Raw genomic sequence first — 18,077 nt, forward strand, 5'->3', positions numbered from 1 at the left:
GAATTCTATGGGTTTTTCCCAGGGTAGCTCGTTCCTCGCAACCCTGGGCTTTGAGGCGCTATCCCGTTGGGATAGAGGTCCAAGATCTTCTGAACTTGTGGGTAATGCTTAGGGCACGACACCGCTGTTCCTTCACGCCACCTGAGCCCCATCAGCACACCCATTCACCTACGAAGCTCCCCCCAACCACTCCGCCACCTGCAGGAAAAGCGGAGACCTGTCTCCGCGCTCCATAAGGCTTTCGTCCCTCGCGAAGCGTTATGGAGTTGACCGCGAAGCGGTCCGACGAGGGTTATAGCTCCATAGTCCTGTAGCCCTCTACAGCTTTTCGGCACCCCCGGAGGGGGATCCCGGCTCCGCCGGGGGGCAAAAGCGGCAGAGGGCTGCCGCACTCCAAATCGCATAGTGCCTCGCGAAGCGTTATGGAGTTGACCGCGAAGCGGTCCGACGAGGGTTATAGTTCCATAGTTGACCGCGAAGCGGTCCGACCAGGGTTATAGTTCAATAGTCCTGTAGCCCTCTACAGCTTTTCGGCACCCCCGGAGGGGGATTCCGGCTCCGCCGGGGGGCAAAAGCGGCAGAGGGCTGCCGCACTCCAAAAGGCATAATGCCTCGCGGAGCGTTATGGAGTTGACCGCGAAGCGGTCCGACGAGGGTTATAGTTCCATAGTTGACCGCAAAGCGGTCCGACGAGGGTTATAGTTCCATAGTCCTGTAGCCCTCTACCGCTTTTCGGCACCGACGAAGTCGGCCCCCCCCATGGCTGACCCCACTCCTAATCACCCCCCCTGCCCCCCACTGAGTGCGCGCTTGCTACTTCCAGCCAAACGGTTACCGTGTCAACCATGATGACGGAAGCACTTGACGGGACACATCACGAACGGCTGGCGGCGCTGGGAAACCGGGTTCTCGCCGGCGGCGAAATCTCCCGCGACGAAGCGGCCTACCTTTTTGGACTGAAGTCCACGTCCGACATCTTTGATTTGCTCGCCTGGGCCAACCGCATCCGGGAACATTTCAAGGGGAACAAGATTCACCTGTGCTCCATTGTAAACGCCAAAGCCGGCGGATGTTCTGAGAATTGCTCCTTCTGCGCACAGTCGTCTTTTCATCAGACCGGATCGCCCAAGTACGGGTTTGTGGATCCCGAACCCGTCGACGCCGCGTCCGACGAGGCCAGCCGGAACGGTGTCACCGCGGTCGGATTGGTGGCCGCCTGGAAGGGACTGAACGAAGGCCCCATGCTCGACGAGGTCTGCGACCGCATTCGCGAGATGGCGCAAGGCGGGAAAGTAAGACCGGACGCCTCCTTGGGGATCATCAAGAACCCTCGGGTCGCGGAGCGACTGAAAGAAGCCGGGCTCGAGTGCTACGGACACAACCTGGAGAGTTCGCGCCGCTTCTTTCCGAAGCACTGCACCACCCATAGCTACGAAGATCGAATCGAAACGATCAAGCACCTGAAGAATGCCGGCCTGAAAATTTGTTCGGGTGGGATCATTGGAATGGGTGAGACCTGGGAAGATCGCCTGGACCTGGCGTTTTCCCTGAAGGAGATCGGAGCGAATGTCGTTCCCATCAACATTTTGAACCCCATCGCAGGCACTCCGTTCGCGAACAACCCCGCGCTGCCGCCGATGGAGATCCTCCAAACCATCGCCTGCTTCCGGTTTATCCTCCCCCGTCAGGAGATCATGGTCGCCGGCGGCCGCACCGTGAATCTGCGCGACCTGCAAAGCATGGTGTTCACGGCGGGAGCAAGTGCACTCATGGTAGGAAACTATCTCACCACGCTGAACCAACCCGTGGAGAAAGATCTCCAGATGCTGAAGGATCTGGGACTCGATCCAGACTGGGAGAACCATGGCTTCGCTGATCAATCGGTTCCCATCACTTTCACCCAACGCGCGCCCTCTCGCGAGGCCGCTGTGACCGTTTAACCGCATCGCACGGGAGGGAACGATGGGAGCCTTCCTCTTCCCTCCCCCACCGGACCGAGCCCATGTCGACCGACGCCCCCACGCCCTCCCCGTCCGACAGTAGACTCCAACTCAACCGAGGGGGCTACTTCGGCGAGCGCATCGACATCGCCGGGGTGCTGCCTCGAATCGAGACGATTGCCATCCGACAGGGATGGACCCCAGACCCGATTGATTGTCCCAATGGGACCCGGATAGCCGCGTTCCGCAAAGGGAATGCTCAGGCTCGCGCCAATGTATATCTGTCCGCCGGCATTCATGGCGATGAACCGGCCGGCCCCATCGCGGTCGAACGCCTCCTCGAACAGGCCGAGTGGCCGACCCGCTTCAATTACTGGTTGGTTCCCTGCCTCAATCCATTTGGGTTCGAGAGAAACACCCGCGAAGGACTGGGCGGTATCGACCTCAACCGCGACTACCTCAACCCTCGAACGCCAGTCACCTCAGGCCATATCGATTGGCTGGCCCGTCAACCCCGGTTTGACCTGGCTCTGCTGCTGCACGAGGACTGGGAAGCCAACGGCTTCTACCTCTACGAACTCAACCCTGACAGCCAACCCTCTCTCGCGAACGTGATGATCGAGGCCGTGCGAAAGGTCTGTCCGATCGAGCATGCCGAGGAGGTAGATGGACGCCAAGCGGCCGGCGGGATGATCCGATTTGTTGGAAGCATTCCAGAGCGCGAGGAATGGCCAGAAGCATTGCATCTGATCTACCACAAGACGCGCCACAACTACACCTTGGAGGGACCTTCGGACTACCCGTTAGCCCTGCGTGTGAACGCCCTAGTGACCGCCGTCAACGCCGCTTTGCAGCATTTTGAGCCGCACGGTTAGAGCTTGAGGCTCAGCAGGCCGACTTCCAGAGCCAGGGCCTCCTGGACATTGGTATTGAGCAGCCGTTGCGTCTTTTCCATCTCCTCCAGATTGGACATGGCGTCTTCGGCGGTCAGACGTCCGGCAATCAGGGAAGTGGCTTCCCTCAGCCGCGGGTAACGGCACAGCGACTCATCCACTTGAAGAGTCTGCAGCCAGACGTCGCGCAACCACCATTGCAGAGCGCCCACAATGCCCCCACGCAAGCGCCGGTACTCCGCCTCGACTGACGCCGCCAGTTCGTCCTCCAACCGCTCCCGAAACTCAGGCTCCAAATCCTTCTCCTTCTCCAAAGGCGAGTCCGCGGTGAGCCGTTCTTCCACCTGGCTTTTGAGTTCCGAGAGGCGCTTCAGCAGAACCGAAAGGAGCCGGTAGCGCTCCAGGAGTCCGCCGGAATCGCTCGCCGCCGCGGCCCCAAAGGCTTGCAACCATTCCGACTCGGGCTCCGACGCCGCCGGGTCCGACAGGTCGAACAGGGTGAGCCGCTGACACCTGGATCGCAGCGTTTCCAGGACCTGCTCGGGAGCCGTGCTCAGCAGCACCAACACCGAATCAGCCGGCGGCTCCTCCAGAGTCTTGAGAAAGCGGTTCGCCGCTGTCGCATTCAAACGATCAGCAGCAACGATCATGTTCACCTTGTAGCGCGCCTCGTTGGGACGAAGATAAACGGTCTGAAGCAGGTCTCCAATCTGGTCGCCACGAATCTGACGCGATTTAGATTCCGCCCGTATCCACTGAATGTCGGGGTGATTGTAGTTATCGACCTTGCGACAGCTGAGGCACTGATCACAACAATCCAGCGGCAGGCCGGACTGGCCGGCGCGAGGAGGATTCTGGCAGTTCAAACACTTGGCGATCGTTCGAGCGAACAACTCGAGGGATTCGAGAGAGTCTCCAGCGATGAGATACGCATGCGCCAACCGCCCGCGCTCCCATCCCTTCTGCAAGGATTGGGCCGCCGCCGCGTAAGCCTCAAGTTCGCGCCAAGACATTTAAACACCATCCCGAGAAGCCTATCGCTTCGCCAGAAAAAAATCCCGTCACCCTGGGCCGAATGGATGCGTAGCACCGGGGGAAGCGGTCATCAGCTTCACCAGCAGCGGGATGCTGGTGTGACGCACCCCGTCCACCGAAATCTCAATGGAATAGAGACCCGCCTTGGATAAGGTCATGTTTTGGAGCGTGATCACCGCGTTTCGGGACAAAAAAATGGTGTCATCGGGCACCGCCACCTCCAAATGCATTTCCAGCGGGTTCATGACCGAACGGCCGTCCTCGTCGACAAAATTCATCTGCAGAACATGCTTACCTTCCTCCGTCTTCTGAAAGGTCAGCCGGATCGCAATGGAGCACTGGGGATGGATCGCCGGGAGATGGGACGTGATCAAGGTGTCGAAGGTCCCGAGCAGGTTAAGCTTCCCGGCATAGTCCGTCGCGGCATCACAGAGTACGGCTAATTGGATCTGCATAATCTCAAGAAACAGCAGCTTAGGGGATCCCACGGGAGAATCAGTAAGTTTCTAACACTTTCGAAAGGTCTTGCGATAGACGCATCGCATTTGCTACTAACCACTTCGTTTTCTATGGCAGCTATCGGGCGATTTCAAAAGGGCGACGAGATTTTTCACGCCAAGGTGGTAGATGGCGAACTGTTCCGCTTGCAAGGGGACGTTTTCGGCTCTCCCTCCTTCGAAAAGAAACCAACTCCTTTCAAGGGGTTGCGAACCCTCACGCCTGTCAATCCCTCCAAGGTGATTGCTGTCGGGCTGAACTACGCCGACCATGCCCGGGAGGCCAACAAACCGATCCCCAAACAGCCTCTATTCTGGCTCAAAGCGCCCACTTCTCTGATCCCAGATGGCCTCAAAATCGAGATCCCATTCACCACGCATCACGTTGATTTTGAAGCAGAACTGGCGATTGTGATCGGCCGTCGAGTCCGCAATGTCACTCCGGCAGCTGCTGCGCGCTACATCTTTGGCTACACCGCCGCCCAGGACGTAAGCGATCGCACGATCCAGAATGCCGAAAGTCAGTGGGCCCGGGCTAAGTCCTTCGATACCTTCACCCCGCTGGGGCCTTACGTGGAAACGAAGATCGACCCGCATGATCTTACCATCCAGCTCTTTCAGAACGGGCAACTTCGACAGAACTCCAACACGAGCCAGTTAATTTTTAACTGTTTCGACTTGGTCAGCTTCATCTCGACGAACATGACCCTGCTCCCCGGAGACGTCATCCTAACCGGCACACCGAGCGGTGTCGGACCGATCGAAAGCGGCGACCGTCTGGAAGTCCGGATCCAAGGCCTAGCCCCCCTGGTCAATACCGTGAAGTAAGCCAAAAGCTGGCACTCCATTGGAGCGACGTCCGTACCCGGACGTTCCCCCCCAGCCCCAGAGCGCAGCGGGCGTTTCCTTCACCCTTCCCTCTTTCCACACCCCATGGGCCGAGACGGCCCACACTACAATAGGCGTCCGACCGGACGCTGGGCTACCGCTTCAAACAGCGCCGCAGTTCTTCAGCCAGCACTCGGACATGGGGCTCTTCGATCAAGGTCACATGGGTACCCGGGACCTCATGAACTTCTACCCCTCCCAAGGCTAATTCGTTCCAGGAAGAACGAAGCTCCTGCTTGGACCAAGGGTGGTGCGATTGAGCCATGAAAAGGGTGACTTTGCCGGCATAGGAACGAGTGATATAGCGCTGAGATGCCATGCGATTGGCCTGCCCGATATTCGCAAAGAGCTTGGGTAGTGCCTCTCCATCCCGGCCCCCGGCTGCGAGATAGAGCCGCAAAGCCGACTGCCAAACCAAACTTTGAGTTCGCTTGGTAATCGTCCGCCCCTTCTGGGCAATATAGTTAGGCAATCCCTCGAGATCCAAAGAACGGATATCGCGCCAGTGCCCATCCACTCGCTTCCGCCAATGATCTAATCCTTCCTCTAATCTCCGTCCCCAAGGCTGGCCCTGCACTTCCATTCGAGGGAAAGTGTCGAACAACGCTACAACGCCGACTGGCTTCCCCAGTGCCGCCAACTGCCTGGCCATCTCGTAGGCAACCATCCCGCCAAAGGACAGTCCGCCCAGATGGTACGGTCCTTCGGGACACACGGAAAGCACCTCCTTCAAGTAGTGCTCTGCCATCTGAGGAATGCTCTGCAACGGCGGAGTCAGGCCATCCAGCCCAACCGACTGCAGACCGTAAACCGGCCGATCATTCCCCAAATGCTGCACTAACGGGTTGAACCCAACCACGTTGCCCGCGAGTCCATGCACCAGAAAGATCGGCACCCCGCGCCCTTCTGGCTGCATCACCACCAGCGATCGCCACGAAGTAGAGGCTTTCTTCCCGTGGATCACGCGGGCGATTCCCTCGATCGTCGGAGTTTCGAACAAGGTGGCCAGCGGGAGCCGTTTTCCATAGCGCTGCTCGATCCGTGCGAACAAGTGGGCGGCTAAAAGCGAATGACCGCCCAGCGCAAAAAAGTCGTCCCGGACCCCTACTCGTTCCCGCCCCAGAAACTCTTGCCAAAGTTCGGCCAGCCCTGTCTCGAGTTCATCGCGCGGAGCAAGATAAGCAACCTCCTGCTGCAGAATCTGACCCTGCATCCGCGCGAGGATATTGCGATCCACCTTGCCGCTGGAGGTCCGTGGCAGGGCATCCACGATGGTCACCGCCGATGGGATCATGTAGGAAGGCAACTTCCCGCTCAGCCACTCTCTCAAATCAGCGAGATCCAGTTTCGGAGTCTTCGGACAGGCCAGGCAAGCCACCAAAACCTTTTCCTGCCCAGGCTGTTCAGTCACCACCACAGCCACATCCTCAACCCCACTCACCCCTCGCAGCACAGACTCGATCTCACCCAACTCGATGCGGTGACCGCGGATCTTCACCTGATGATCCGATCGGCCGAGATATTCCAGCTCCCCATTGGGAAGTCGCCGTGCCAGATCTCCGGTGGCATACATGCGCGCTCCCGGGGTGCCAGCGAATGGGTCCGGAACAAAACGCTCGGCGGTTAGGTCTGGCCGATGCCGATAGCCTCGCGCCACGCCATCTCCACCGATAAACAGTTCTCCCACCATCCCAACGGGGACCGGCTGATGGCTTCGATCCAGCAAATACAGACGAGTGTTGGCGATCGCGGTGCCGATGTTGACCGATTCCCCCGATCGCAGCCGCTTGGCCGCAGACCAGATCGTGGTTTCGGTTGGACCGTACACATTCCAGGTCGACGCCCCCAAAGCCGGCAAGCGATCGGCCAACTCCTGGGGCATCGCCTCTCCGCCACAAAGGAGACGCAGGCGGGGACTTCCCGCCCATCCCGCCAGCAGCAACATCTTCCAAGTGGCCGGAGTGGCTTGCAGGACCGTCGCTTGAACCTCCTGCAGCCGCTGAGCCAGCAAAGCCCCATCCAAAACCGTTTCACGGGATGCCAACACGCACCGAGCTCCCGAGATGAGAGGAAGCCAAATCTCGAGGCCCGAGATGTCGAATGAAACCGTCGTGATGGCGAGCCACACATCAGATGGCTCCATCGCGAGACTGTCTCGGAAATGCCACAAGCAGTTCACCAGCGCTCGATGTGAAATCTCGACTCCCTTCGGCCGACCCGTGGAGCCGGAAGTATAAAGCACGTAGGCCATCGATTCCGGTTGGAGCACCGGAAGCTTCCCAGGCGGATCGCCGGGCTGTCCCCAGGAGATTTCGTCCAGGAAAACTACCGGCACGGTCTCCGAGGGAAGCCGCCCCTTCATCGATTCCTCAGAAAGAAGGAGGGACACCGAAGCATCCTCCATCACTAAGCGCAAGCGCTCCCGGGGATGCTCCGGATCCAGGGGCAGATACGCGCCACCCGCCTTGAGGATCCCGAGCAGGCCGACGATCATTTCTAAGGAGCGTTCCAAGTAGAGGCCCACCAGAACATCCGGACCGATTCCCCGCTTGCGCAGAGAGTGTGCCAGCTGATCGGCCCGCGCGTTCAACTCACGATAGGTGAGCGAAGTGTTCCCATACACTATCGCGATGGCATTAGGCGCCCGCTTCACCTGTTCCTCAAAAAGCTGAGGAATACATTTGTCGCGTGGATAATCACATCGCACGCGAGTCCACTCTTCCTCCAGTTGAAGTCGCTCCCGTTGGCTCATCAGGTTCAGAGCGCTCACCGGTTGCGAAGGATCGGCACAGATCGACCGCAACAGCTCTCTCAACTGTTCGGCCATGCGCTCGACCGTCGCGGCTTGAAAAATATCTGTCGCGTACTCCAGACGACACTCCCAGGTATCTCCCACCAATTGAATGCTCCAACTGAGGTCGTTCTTGCTGGTGCGGGCGAGCAAGTCCTGCTCCCGGCATTCGGCGTCTCCGACCCTCAATCCCGGCAGCCCCTCCTCCATCAGCACAAACATCACCTGATAGAGAGGTTGTTGTCCCGCCTGTCTTTGCTTCACCGCAATTTCCACCATCTGTTCGAAAGGCAGGGCGGCATGTTCAAAGGCGTTTAGGCAAGTGGCTCGAACGATCTTCAACGTTTCCAGGAACCCGTGATTACCCTCCACCTTGAGCCGCATCGGCAGCATGTTGAGGAAGAACCCGATCATGGATTGGGTCTCAGGCTGATCGCGTTGAGCGATGGGCGTTCCCACCACGAGATCGTTTTGCCCGGTATACCGGTGCAGCCAAACTTGAAATGCCGTCAGCAAGACGGTGAACAAAGTGGTTTGCTCCTCGCGCGCCAACTGACGCAGCCTCACGACCTCCGGTCCGCTGATGGAAAATCGATAATCACCACCTCGCCCGCTCGGTCGAGCTGGTCTGATTCGATCCGCGGGCAACTCCAGGACCGGTGGCAAGTCGCGGAGCTGTTCCCGCCAATACGCCCGTTCCCGCTCCAGGAACTCGCCGGTCAAACGTTCGCGTTGCCACGAGGCAAAATCCGCATACTGCAACGCCACCGACGACAGCGTAGCGGCGCTCTCGTCTGCATCAGCCGCGTAGAGTTCCTCCCATTCGTTCAACAAGAGCCTCAACGACCACTCGTCGAGGATACTGTGGTGAAAGGTCAACCCAAGGGCCTGGTCCATCTCGCCAAGCTTCAACCAACAAATCCGCCACAGCGGGGCTTTGCCCAGCTCGAATCGCTCGCTTCCTTCCTCCTCAAGCCTGCGAACGAACTCAGCTTCACGGGCCTCACCGGGCAGGTGCGTCAAATCCACTTCCCGCCAGTCGAGCTCTGCCTGATTCATCTCTGCTACCCTCTGCACGACGCGCCCCGACTCGGCGACCAGACTGGTCCTCAAGACTTCATGTCGACGCTGAATGACCTCGAAACATCGGCGCGTCTTGACGGCGTCCATGACCCCGACCACGCGAAATGCGATGCGAATATGATAGGACGAGGGGTCAGCCAAAGTCTCGTGAAGCAGCCACATCGCTTGTTGGCCATGGGAGGCCGGGAGCGACTTCGTTCGGTCGGCCCGCTGGATTCGGCCGCGACCACCCTGAACCCCAGTCGAACGGGCCAGTTTTGACGCAAGCCCTTCAACCGTCGGAAACTCAAACAGCCAGCGCAGCTCCATCTCCGCGCGCAACTGTTGTCGAACTCTCGCGCTGACCGCCACTGCCAGCAAGGAGTGACCGCCCAGATCGAAGAAATTGTCTTTCACACCCACGGATGGCAGACGCAAGACCTCCTGCCAAATCCCAACCAAAGTCCGCTCAAGCTCGTTGCGGGGCGCCTCATACTCAATTCCCAGGCTCAGGGTCGAGGTCTCAACCCGCTCCAAGGCCTTCCGGTCCACCTTCCCGTTCACGTTCAGAGGCAGAGCCTCCAACCGAACGAACTGGGTGGGAATCATGTACTCCGGCAACCGCTCCAGCAGCCACCTCCGCAGGTCAGCGGCGTTCACTGTCTCCCCCTCAACCGGAACCAGGAATCCCACGAGAACCCTGGACCCATCCTGACCCGCACGAATCCCCACCGCGCTTCCCGTCAACCCTGGATGTTCCTGAAGGATCCTTTCGATTTCCGCAGGCTCAATTCGGTATCCCCGAATCTTCACCTGCTCATCCATGCGACCCAAAAACTCCACATTGCCGTCGGGAAGAAACCGCGCGAGATCCCCAGTTCGATACAGCCGAGCGCCCCGACGCCCACTGAACGGATCGGGCACGAATTTCTCAGCCGTTAACTCGTCTAGGCCGAGATATCCGCGTGCCAACCCATCGCCACCCACCCACAACTCCCCCGGAACTCCCCGAGGTAGCAGCTGCTGATGAGGGTCGAGCACATATACCTCCGTCCCAGAAATCGCCTGCCCAAGCGGGACCGATGCGCCGACTTGGTCAGGATGGTCTAGGACGCAGCAGCAACTGAAGGTGGTGTTCTCGGTCGGCCCGTATCCATTGATCAATCGTCCATGACCAGGCCGCTGGAGATAACTGCGAACCAGGGTCGGCGATAAAACATCGCCGCCAGCCAGGAGCTGGCGAAGCCGAACGAGCGGTTCTGGGTGACGCTGGAACATCTCGTGAAACAACGCCGCGGTGAGCCAGAGCGTGGTGACGCCGTGCGAGACGATCAGCTCGCTCAATTCGTGATAATCCAGGTGGCCTGCCGGAGCGACAATTAGGCGGGCTCCATTCAGCAAGCTGCCCCAAATCTCAAACGTGGAGGCATCGAAGGAGAGGGGCGCGAACTGCAGGAGAACCTCCTCCGGCCCCAGCTCCACGTAGTCGGGTTGAATCACGAGTCGAACGATTCCCAAGTGGGGCACCATCACCCCCTTGGGTTGTCCCGTGGTTCCTGAGGTGTACAGGACATAGGCCAGGTGATCCGGACGGGTGATGCCAGGAGGATTCGTCGTCGGAGACCCGGCGAAGGCGTTGTCCGCTCCATCCAAAGCCAAAGTCTGGAAGGGAGTGCTTCGAGAGCGCGACAAGCCTTCGAAGATCGCCAGCCAACGCGTTTGCACCAGCACCAGGCCCGTCCGCGTATCGTCGATCAGGAATTGAAGCCGCGAGGCCGGCAAATGCGGATCGAGGGGCACATACGCACCACCCGCTTTCAGGATCCCCAGAAGCCCCACGATCATTTCCAAGGAGCGTTCCATACCGAGTCCTACCAGCACGTCGGGACCAACTCCGCGGGCTCGCAGGCCATGGGCCACCTGATTTGACTTGGCATTCAGCTCCCGATAAGTGAGCCGAGATCCACCGTAGGAAGCCGCGATCGCATCCGGAGTTCGCTCCACCTGTTCCTCGAACAGCTGGTGCACGCACTTGTCTCGAGGATAATCACGCCAGGTCCGACGCCAATCGCCCTCGATCCAACTCCGCTCCGGCGCCGTCATCAGATTCAAGCGACTGATGGGCAGTTCGACATTGGCACAAATAGATTCCAACAGTTCGCACCATTGTTCGGTCATCCGTGCGACCGCAGGCTCGCTGAACAGGTCCGTCGCGTACTCAAAATAGCACTGCCACTGATCGCCTTCGGTATTCAGATACAACGTCAGATCGCACTTGCTGGTCTGGGTCTCCAGCATCCGTGCGGTCCCCAGCGCGTGACCTAACTGAACGGCGGGAAGCTTCTGTTCCAGGAGAACAAACATCACCTGGTAAAGCGGCTGCCGACCCACTTGCCGCTGCTTGACGGCCAGCTCGACCATTTGCTCGAACGGCAGCTCCGAATGGCCGATGGCATCCAGCGTGGTATCCCACAGTCGTCTCAGCACGTCCCGAAATCCGGGGTCTCCCTCCAGGCGCAGCCGAATCGGGAGCATGTTGAGGAAAAAACCCAGCAGCGGCTTCACCCCCGGTTGCTCCCGCTGCGCCAAAGGCGTGCCCACCATGAGGTCTGTCCGACCGGTGTAGCGATGCAGCCAAACCTGGAAAGCCGCGAGCATCACCGCGAACAACGTGCATCTTTCCTCGCGGGCCAACTCCCGGAGGCGCTCCACCACCGGCCCCCTTATCGAAAATCGATATCCGGCCCCTCGACCGCTCGGCTTCGATGGTCGAGCCTTGTCGAAGGGCACCTCCAGCGCTGCGGGGAAATCCGCCAGTTGCTTCTTCCAGTAGGCGCGGCTCGAAGGAAGTCCCGATGCCGTGCGTTCCCTCTGCCAAACCGAGAAGTCGCCATACTGCACTGGCAGTTCAGCCAGTTCAGCGGACTCGGCTCGGCCTCCAGCCGCATAGAGCCGCTCCAACTCATCAAAGAAAATCCGCAAGGACCAGTCGTCCACCACGCAGTGGTGAAACGTGATGGCCAGCACGTGTTGATTTTCGCTGAGCCGAATCCAGGTCGACCGCCACAGCGGCGCCGAAGCCAGATCAAATGGTTCCCGCGCCAGGTCTTGAAGCAGCTCGTTGAGCCTCTGCTCCTCCTGCGCAGATGGGATGCTTCCTGAGTCGATCTCTTCCCAACGCAGCTCGGCACTGGCGGCGCTAAGAACCCTCTGCAGCAACGCTTCCCCCTCGACCACCAGCCCGGTCCTGAGGACCTCGTGACGACTTTGGATGACGCTGAGCGATCGTCGGACAAGCCGCGCATCGACAGGCCCCTGGATGCTCACCGCCACCGAAACATGATAGGCGGAGGCGTCCGCTAAAGTCTGTTGCATCAACCAGACCGCCTGCTGCGCAAACGAAGCAGGCAGCGGCCTCGCTCGATCCACCGGTCGCAGATGGACCTGAGTTGCACCCGCTTCGCAAAGGCTGCTCAGCCGCCTGGCCAATCCATCAATGGTGGAATGTTCGAAGAGCCAGCGCAGTTCCATCTCGATCCCGAGCTGCTGACGAATCCGCGAGCTCAACGCCACCGCCCGGAGCGAGTGCCCGCCCAAATCAAAGAAATTGTCCCTCACCCCAATCGGCTTCCGATCCAGGACTGCTTCCCAGATCTCGACCAGGTTCTTCTCCATCTCATCCCGCGGAGCTTCATAGTCAACTCCCGCCGTGAGGTTGTCCCGCTCAATCTGCTCCAACGCTTTCCGGTCCACTTTTCCGTTGGAAGTGAGAGGAATCTTCTCAACCCGAACGTAGCCCGAGGGGACCATGTAAGCCGGCAGATAGGCCAGCGCGTGGCTACGCAACTCGTGCACTGTGACCGCCTGGGACGATGTGACGACGTACGCCACCAAGCGCTGGTCGTCCTCGGAGTGCATTTCGGCCAGAACCACCACATCGCGGATATCCGGATGTTTCCGGAGAACCGCCTCGATCTCACCGAGCTCAATGCGAAAGCCACGAATCTTGACCTGATGATCGATACGACCCAAATACTCCAACTCGCCGCTCGGCAGCCACCGACCCAGGTCTCCCGTTCGATAAAGCCTCTCTGAGGGGTCGGCCGAAAACGGATTCGAAACAAAACGCTGCTGAGTGAGCTCGGGACGGCGCAGGTAACCGCGGGCCAGACCGGCTCCGCCGACATAAAACTCGCCCATGACACCCGTCGGCTGAAGATTCCCCTGCTCGTCCAGGACGTGAACCTGCAGATCATCAATGGGAATGCCTATCACGCTGCCCGCCCCCAGATCCTGCTTCGAGAGGACCCGCCAGGTCACATGAACCGTGGTTTCGGTGATCCCATACATGTTCACCAACTTCGGAGTTTGGTCCCCATGCCGATCGAACCAAGGCCGCAAACTCTCCATCAGCAGGGCCTCTCCCCCAAAGATGACATAGCGAAGCGCCAAAGGTTCGGCGTAGCCGTCTTCTTCAACGGCAATGAGCTGACGGAAGGCAGCGGGAGTCTGATTGAGGACGGTGACCCGCTCCGTAACTAGGAGCTCATAGAACGCCTCTGGCGAACGACTCACCAGATAGGGCACCACGACCAGGCGACCACCGTAGATCAAGGGTCCCCAGATCTCCCAAACGGAAAAGTCAAACGAGCAGGAATGGAACAAGGTCCAGACATCACTGGAGTTAAATCCGAAGGTTCCTTCGGTGGCTCGCATCAGCCGCGTGACGTTATAGTGCGACACCATGCAGCCCTTAGGCTGCCCGGTTGACCCCGAGGTGTAGATGACGTAGGCCAAGTGATCCGGCTTCACAGCCGGAAGAAGACTCGCATCCAACGCACCGTGCTCGCTATCGGCCAGGTCGTCTAGGCAGAGGACCTGGGCCTTAGCGGCTGGGAGCGAGGGGAGTAGTGATCGCTGAGTGACCAACGCGGGAGCCTGCGCATCCTCGAGCATGAAAGCGATCCGACCCGAAGGTGACCTCAGATCCATCGGCAAATACGCGCCCCCGGCCTTCAGAATTCCGAGGATCCCAACCATCATTTCCAAGGAAGGCTCGAGATACAGGCCAACCAGGACATCCGGGCCCACTCCCATTGCGAGCAACCGACGCGCCACTTGATTCGCGCGAAGATCGAGCTCGCGGTAGGTCATGATGACTCCGTCGCAAACCACCGCCACTGAATCGGGAGTTCGCGCCACCTGTTCCTCAAACAGCTGGTGCAGGCATTTGTCACGGGGATACTCGCGTCGAGATGCGTTGGGACCGATCAAGGACCGAGATTTAGTCGCGGCCGCGGCTACCTGCGGATGTGCAATCCTCTGAGTGGGATCCTCTACGAACTTCTTCAGCAGCTCATGCCAGGCAGCTAGCAACCGCTCCGCTCGAGCCGGTTCAAACAGATCAAGAGCCGAATCGAGAGTCGCTTTCCACCCCTCACCCGATCGCTCCACGGCGAGGCTCAGATCGACTATCGAGCATCCGGTGCTCACCGGCCAAGGGGCGGAAACCAGCCCAGGAAGCGGCAGTCGGACCTCCGGAAAATCCTGAAGCGCAAAGGTGACTTGAATCAAGGGCGAACGCCCGGGCTCCCGTCGCACCTTGAGCAGATCAACCAGCCTCTCCAAGGCGATGTCCTGATTTTCGTAGGCACCGATAGCCGTTTCCTTCACTCGATGAAGGACCTGGCGGAAGGTTAGATCCCCCGCCAGTGAGGTACGCATCACCAAGGTGTTGATAAAGCACCCGATCAAGCCTTCGAACTCAACTCGCCGTCGATTCGCTATGGGAACCCCGACCACCAGGTCCGTCTGACCCGTAGACTGGGCGAGGAGGATCTTGAAGGCCGAGAGAAGAATCATGAACAGCGTAGCACCTTCTTCTTGAGCCCTAGTCCGCAGAGCCTCCATCAACTCAGGTCCCAAAACTCGAGTGCAGCGGGAACCGCGGAGCGAAGCCCGCAGCGGTCGCGGATGATCGGCAGGCAGATCCAGGACACCCGCAACGCCAGCCAACCGAGCGCTCCAATAGGCCTCCTGCTGGAAGCAAGCCTTGCTTCCCATCCAATCGCTCCTGCCCGCAGAATAATCCGCAAACTGAAGCGGCAACGGCGGGAGCGACATAGCCCCCGGTCCCGAGAGGGAGGTGTAAGCAGCGGTCACTTCCCGACAAAGATTCGAACGCGACCATCCATCGGACACAATGTGATGCAGGACAATCAGCAGAAGATGCTCCTCCGGCGCCAGCCGGACCAGGACTGTTCTCAACAGCGGCCCGGTTGAAAGGCGAAACGGAACGCAAGCCTCGCGACGCAGAAGCGCTTCAGCTTCGCTCGTCCGCTCCTGGGACGGAAGTGACGCAAGATCGACGACACGCCAGTCTAAGGTGACAGCAGAGCTAACCACCTGCACCAACGAGTCCCCTTCCATGGTAAACGTGGTCCGCAGGGTCTCATGGCGTCCCACCACTCCCCGCATCGATTCCTCGAGCCAGTCAACGCGCAACGGGCCTTTTAAATGGAAGGCGGAGGGAGTGTTGTAGGCAGCAGACTCAGGGGCAAACTCGTGCAGAAACCACATCCACAGCTGGGTCGGGGAAGCCGGATAGACGACGCGTCCGGCGCTTACTTCGACCCGCAGAGGTTTGGCCTTGGGCAGTGCGGATGCGTGGCTAACGACATGACTGGCCAGCGGGCTTGATTGCGACAAACGCTGAGCGAGCTTTTCCCTCTCTTCCGAACTCAGCGCGGCGAGACGCCGCTTGAGTTCCGTCAGCTCAGCTGTGGAGTTTTGCTGAGGCTCGCTCATGATGCTCCGTTGAGTAAGCGCTTCTGCTCGTCCGCGGTGAGACCCTTCATCGCTTCGGCCAGCTCGTTAATCTCCTTCTCGGCTACCATCTCTTCCAAGCGGGCAGCGAACAAGCTCACGAACGGAAGTCGGAAGATGAGCGGAACGGGCAGTTCCAGGCCCAACACGGACTGCAGCCGACTCAACACCTGCGTCGCCCGCAACGAATCGCCACCGCGGCTAAAGAAATTATCGTTCCGCCCCAGGCTCTCAACCGCCAAGACTTCGGCAAAGATCGCGACCACCCGCCGCTCCATGTCGGTCGTGGGAGGCTCATACGGCACGTGAAGCTCCGCGCGCAGAAGAGAAGCCAACGTGATTCTCTGGACCTTGCCCGTCGGCCCCTTGGGAATGTCGGACCGGAGGAGGATCCGGCTCGGAACCTTGAAGGCTGGCAGCCGGTCCAGCAGGAATCCGCGCAGCGCGGCCTCGCTGACAGAGCTCCCAATCCTCGGCACCACCAAGGCAGCGATATCCTCCCCGAGCGACGAATGCGGGATGGCAAAAGCCACGGCCTGGCTCACGCCCGGATGCGCCAACAGCTGTTCGTCGATTTCACGCGGCGCGATCTTTTCACCGCCCCGATTGATCAACTCCTTAAGCCGCCCGGTGATCGTCAGGTAACCATCCGCATCCAGATATCCCTGGTCTCCGGTGCGCAACCAGCCATCACAGAAAGCGGCTGCATTGGCATCCGGATTGTTGGCATACCCCAGGGTCACATTCGCTCCCCGGATCGCCACCTCTCCGACCGCACCGTGGCTTAGTCGAGCGCCTTTCTCATCTAAAATCGCGACCTCAGGACCTGCTGGCAGGCCAACGGTGCCAGGTTTGCGAACCCGAGGCGGAAGCGGATTGCTGGCCATCTGATGCGCCGCCTCGGTCATGCCATACGATTCCACCACCGGAACTTCGAAGATCTCCTCCAAGCCGGCCATGACCGAGGGAGGAAGTGCTGCCGAGGAGGATCGAATGAATCGTAGCTTCCCCCGCGTAGGTTTGGCTTCCAAGCGTTGCACCTCCGTTAAGATGGCTTGATGCATGGTCGGGACGGCGGTGAACCACGACGGTTCCCAACGTTCCAGCCAGCCCAGGAATTGCCGTGCATCGAAAGCCGGACTGCAAACGGCACATCCCCCTGCTGCCAGAGACGCAAGAACTCCCGCGACCAGCCCGTGAATATGAAACAGGGGCATCGCATTGAGACAGAGATCGGACTCTGCGAGTTGTAGGGTTTCGACGATGTGAGCGGCCGAAGCCGTCAGATTGCGATGCGTGAGCGGGACGATCTTAGGGCGCGAAGTCGTTCCGGAGGTGTGGAGCACCAAGGCGACGTCATCGACCAAAGCCAGCCCGGTTTTCTCTGTCGCCAACTGTGCGTCACGTCCGTTTGCGATGCGGAGATCGCCGCTGCCGCCCCCCTGCCATTCCAACACAGGCACCCCTAGCGCCATCGCAGCTCGACGAGCCGCCGAGTCCCAGCCGGCGGATACCACCAACGCACTCGCCTTCAAATCCTCCAGATAGAAGGTGAAATCTCCCTCTTGATAAGCGGGATTCAGGGGGGCAACCGTGGTCGCTGAAGCGAGGGCCAAAAACGCAACGGCCAGTTCAGGGCCGGCGGGCATGACCAACGCCACACAATCGCCGCGACCGATCCCGGCGCGGTTCAGAGCCTCGCCCACACTCTCGACCCGATGCCAGAGATCTCGATGCGACAGCGAAAAGCCGCTTTCGCCCGCAAGAGCCGGTCGCGTTCCAAGACGATCGCAGTTGCGCTTTAAAAGCTCAGGAATCGACCCGGAGCCAGGAGTAACAACATCTAACATGAGAAAAACTCAAAACACATCAATCACCAACCCAGGGAACCTGGGCAGCGCCCACGGAACACATTGTTGTATCGGCCAGAACATCAAGGAATTGACAAGAAATGCAAGCCGCAGAAGGGGGATCCCAGCTCAGCTGGGGGGACCAAAGCGGTAGAGGGATCTGACCTGAATGGCAGTTAGTTAGCGCTTCGAAGAAATGCGGTATTTGGGACCGAAGACGCTGTTTTTGTAGTATCGGTTTCGATGGGAAATTTCGCGAAACGTTCTCCGATGTTTCATCAGGAGCGGATAAGGCT

Annotated in this window: 7 protein-coding genes; 3 read left to right on the plus strand and 4 right to left on the minus strand. The window is 59.5% G+C overall.

Annotation, left to right across the window (positions count from 1 at the left end; all coding sequences use genetic code 11):
* The first annotated feature begins 845 nt into the window (after positions 1-845).
* Both bioB and JNN07_27760 read left to right on the plus strand, forming a co-directional pair.
* The gene (gene bioB / locus JNN07_27755) at positions 846-1,940 is read left to right on the plus strand and encodes a biotin synthase BioB (GenBank protein ID MBL9171558.1); all 1,095 of its coding nucleotides are present in this window, start codon (positions 846-848) and stop codon (positions 1,938-1,940) included.
* 62 nt (positions 1,941-2,002) lie between these two features.
* Positions 2,003-2,815: a M14 family metallocarboxypeptidase gene (locus tag JNN07_27760; protein ID MBL9171559.1), complete on the plus strand. Its 813-nt coding sequence runs from the start codon at positions 2,003-2,005 to the stop codon at positions 2,813-2,815.
* Here JNN07_27760 and JNN07_27765 read toward each other — a convergent pair.
* Positions 2,812-3,846 (minus strand): hypothetical protein, encoded by a 1,035-nt coding sequence (locus JNN07_27765; GenBank protein ID MBL9171560.1) that lies wholly within the window; start codon positions 3,844-3,846, stop codon positions 2,812-2,814. The two genes, JNN07_27760 and JNN07_27765, sit on opposite strands and share 4 nt — an antisense overlap.
* A gap of 48 nt (positions 3,847-3,894) precedes the next feature.
* Complete coding sequence (locus JNN07_27770; protein ID MBL9171561.1) at positions 3,895-4,323, minus strand: hypothetical protein; 429 nt, start codon at positions 4,321-4,323, stop codon at positions 3,895-3,897.
* Between the two features lie 114 nt (positions 4,324-4,437).
* Here JNN07_27770 and JNN07_27775 point away from each other — a divergent pair, with 114 nt between their 5' ends.
* Positions 4,438-5,193, plus strand: coding sequence for a fumarylacetoacetate hydrolase family protein (locus tag JNN07_27775; protein ID MBL9171562.1), 756 nt, complete (start codon positions 4,438-4,440; stop codon positions 5,191-5,193).
* 154 nt (positions 5,194-5,347) lie between these two features.
* Here JNN07_27775 and JNN07_27780 read toward each other — a convergent pair whose 3' ends face one another.
* Both JNN07_27780 and JNN07_27785 read right to left on the minus strand, forming a co-directional pair.
* Positions 5,348-15,913 carry an amino acid adenylation domain-containing protein gene (locus JNN07_27780; protein MBL9171563.1) on the minus strand — a complete coding sequence of 3,522 codons (10,566 nt, stop codon included), beginning with the start codon at positions 15,911-15,913 and terminating at the stop codon, positions 5,348-5,350.
* Positions 15,910-17,781, minus strand: coding sequence for an AMP-binding protein (locus JNN07_27785; protein ID MBL9171564.1), 1,872 nt, complete (start codon positions 17,779-17,781; stop codon positions 15,910-15,912). Before JNN07_27785 ends, JNN07_27780 begins: the two co-directional genes overlap by 4 nt.
* Positions 17,782-18,077: the final 296 nt, after the last annotated feature.

This window comes from Verrucomicrobiales bacterium, assembly GCA_016793885.1.
In the GTDB taxonomy this organism is placed as follows: domain Bacteria; phylum Verrucomicrobiota; class Verrucomicrobiia; order Limisphaerales; family UBA11320; genus UBA11320.

Coding starts and splice junctions, on each gene's coding strand:
- JNN07_27780 (MBL9171563.1), bottom strand. CDS start 15,913: ATGAGCGAGCCTCAGCAAAACTCCACAGCTGAGCTGACGGAACTCAAG.
- JNN07_27775 (MBL9171562.1), top strand. CDS start 4,438: ATGGCAGCTATCGGGCGATTTCAAAAGGGCGACGAGATTTTTCACGCC.
- JNN07_27765 (MBL9171560.1), bottom strand. CDS start 3,846: ATGTCTTGGCGCGAACTTGAGGCTTACGCGGCGGCGGCCCAATCCTTG.
- bioB (MBL9171558.1), top strand. CDS start 846: ATGATGACGGAAGCACTTGACGGGACACATCACGAACGGCTGGCGGCG.
- JNN07_27760 (MBL9171559.1), top strand. CDS start 2,003: ATGTCGACCGACGCCCCCACGCCCTCCCCGTCCGACAGTAGACTCCAA.
- JNN07_27770 (MBL9171561.1), bottom strand. CDS start 4,323: ATGCAGATCCAATTAGCCGTACTCTGTGATGCCGCGACGGACTATGCC.
- JNN07_27785 (MBL9171564.1), bottom strand. CDS start 17,781: ATGTTAGATGTTGTTACTCCTGGCTCCGGGTCGATTCCTGAGCTTTTA.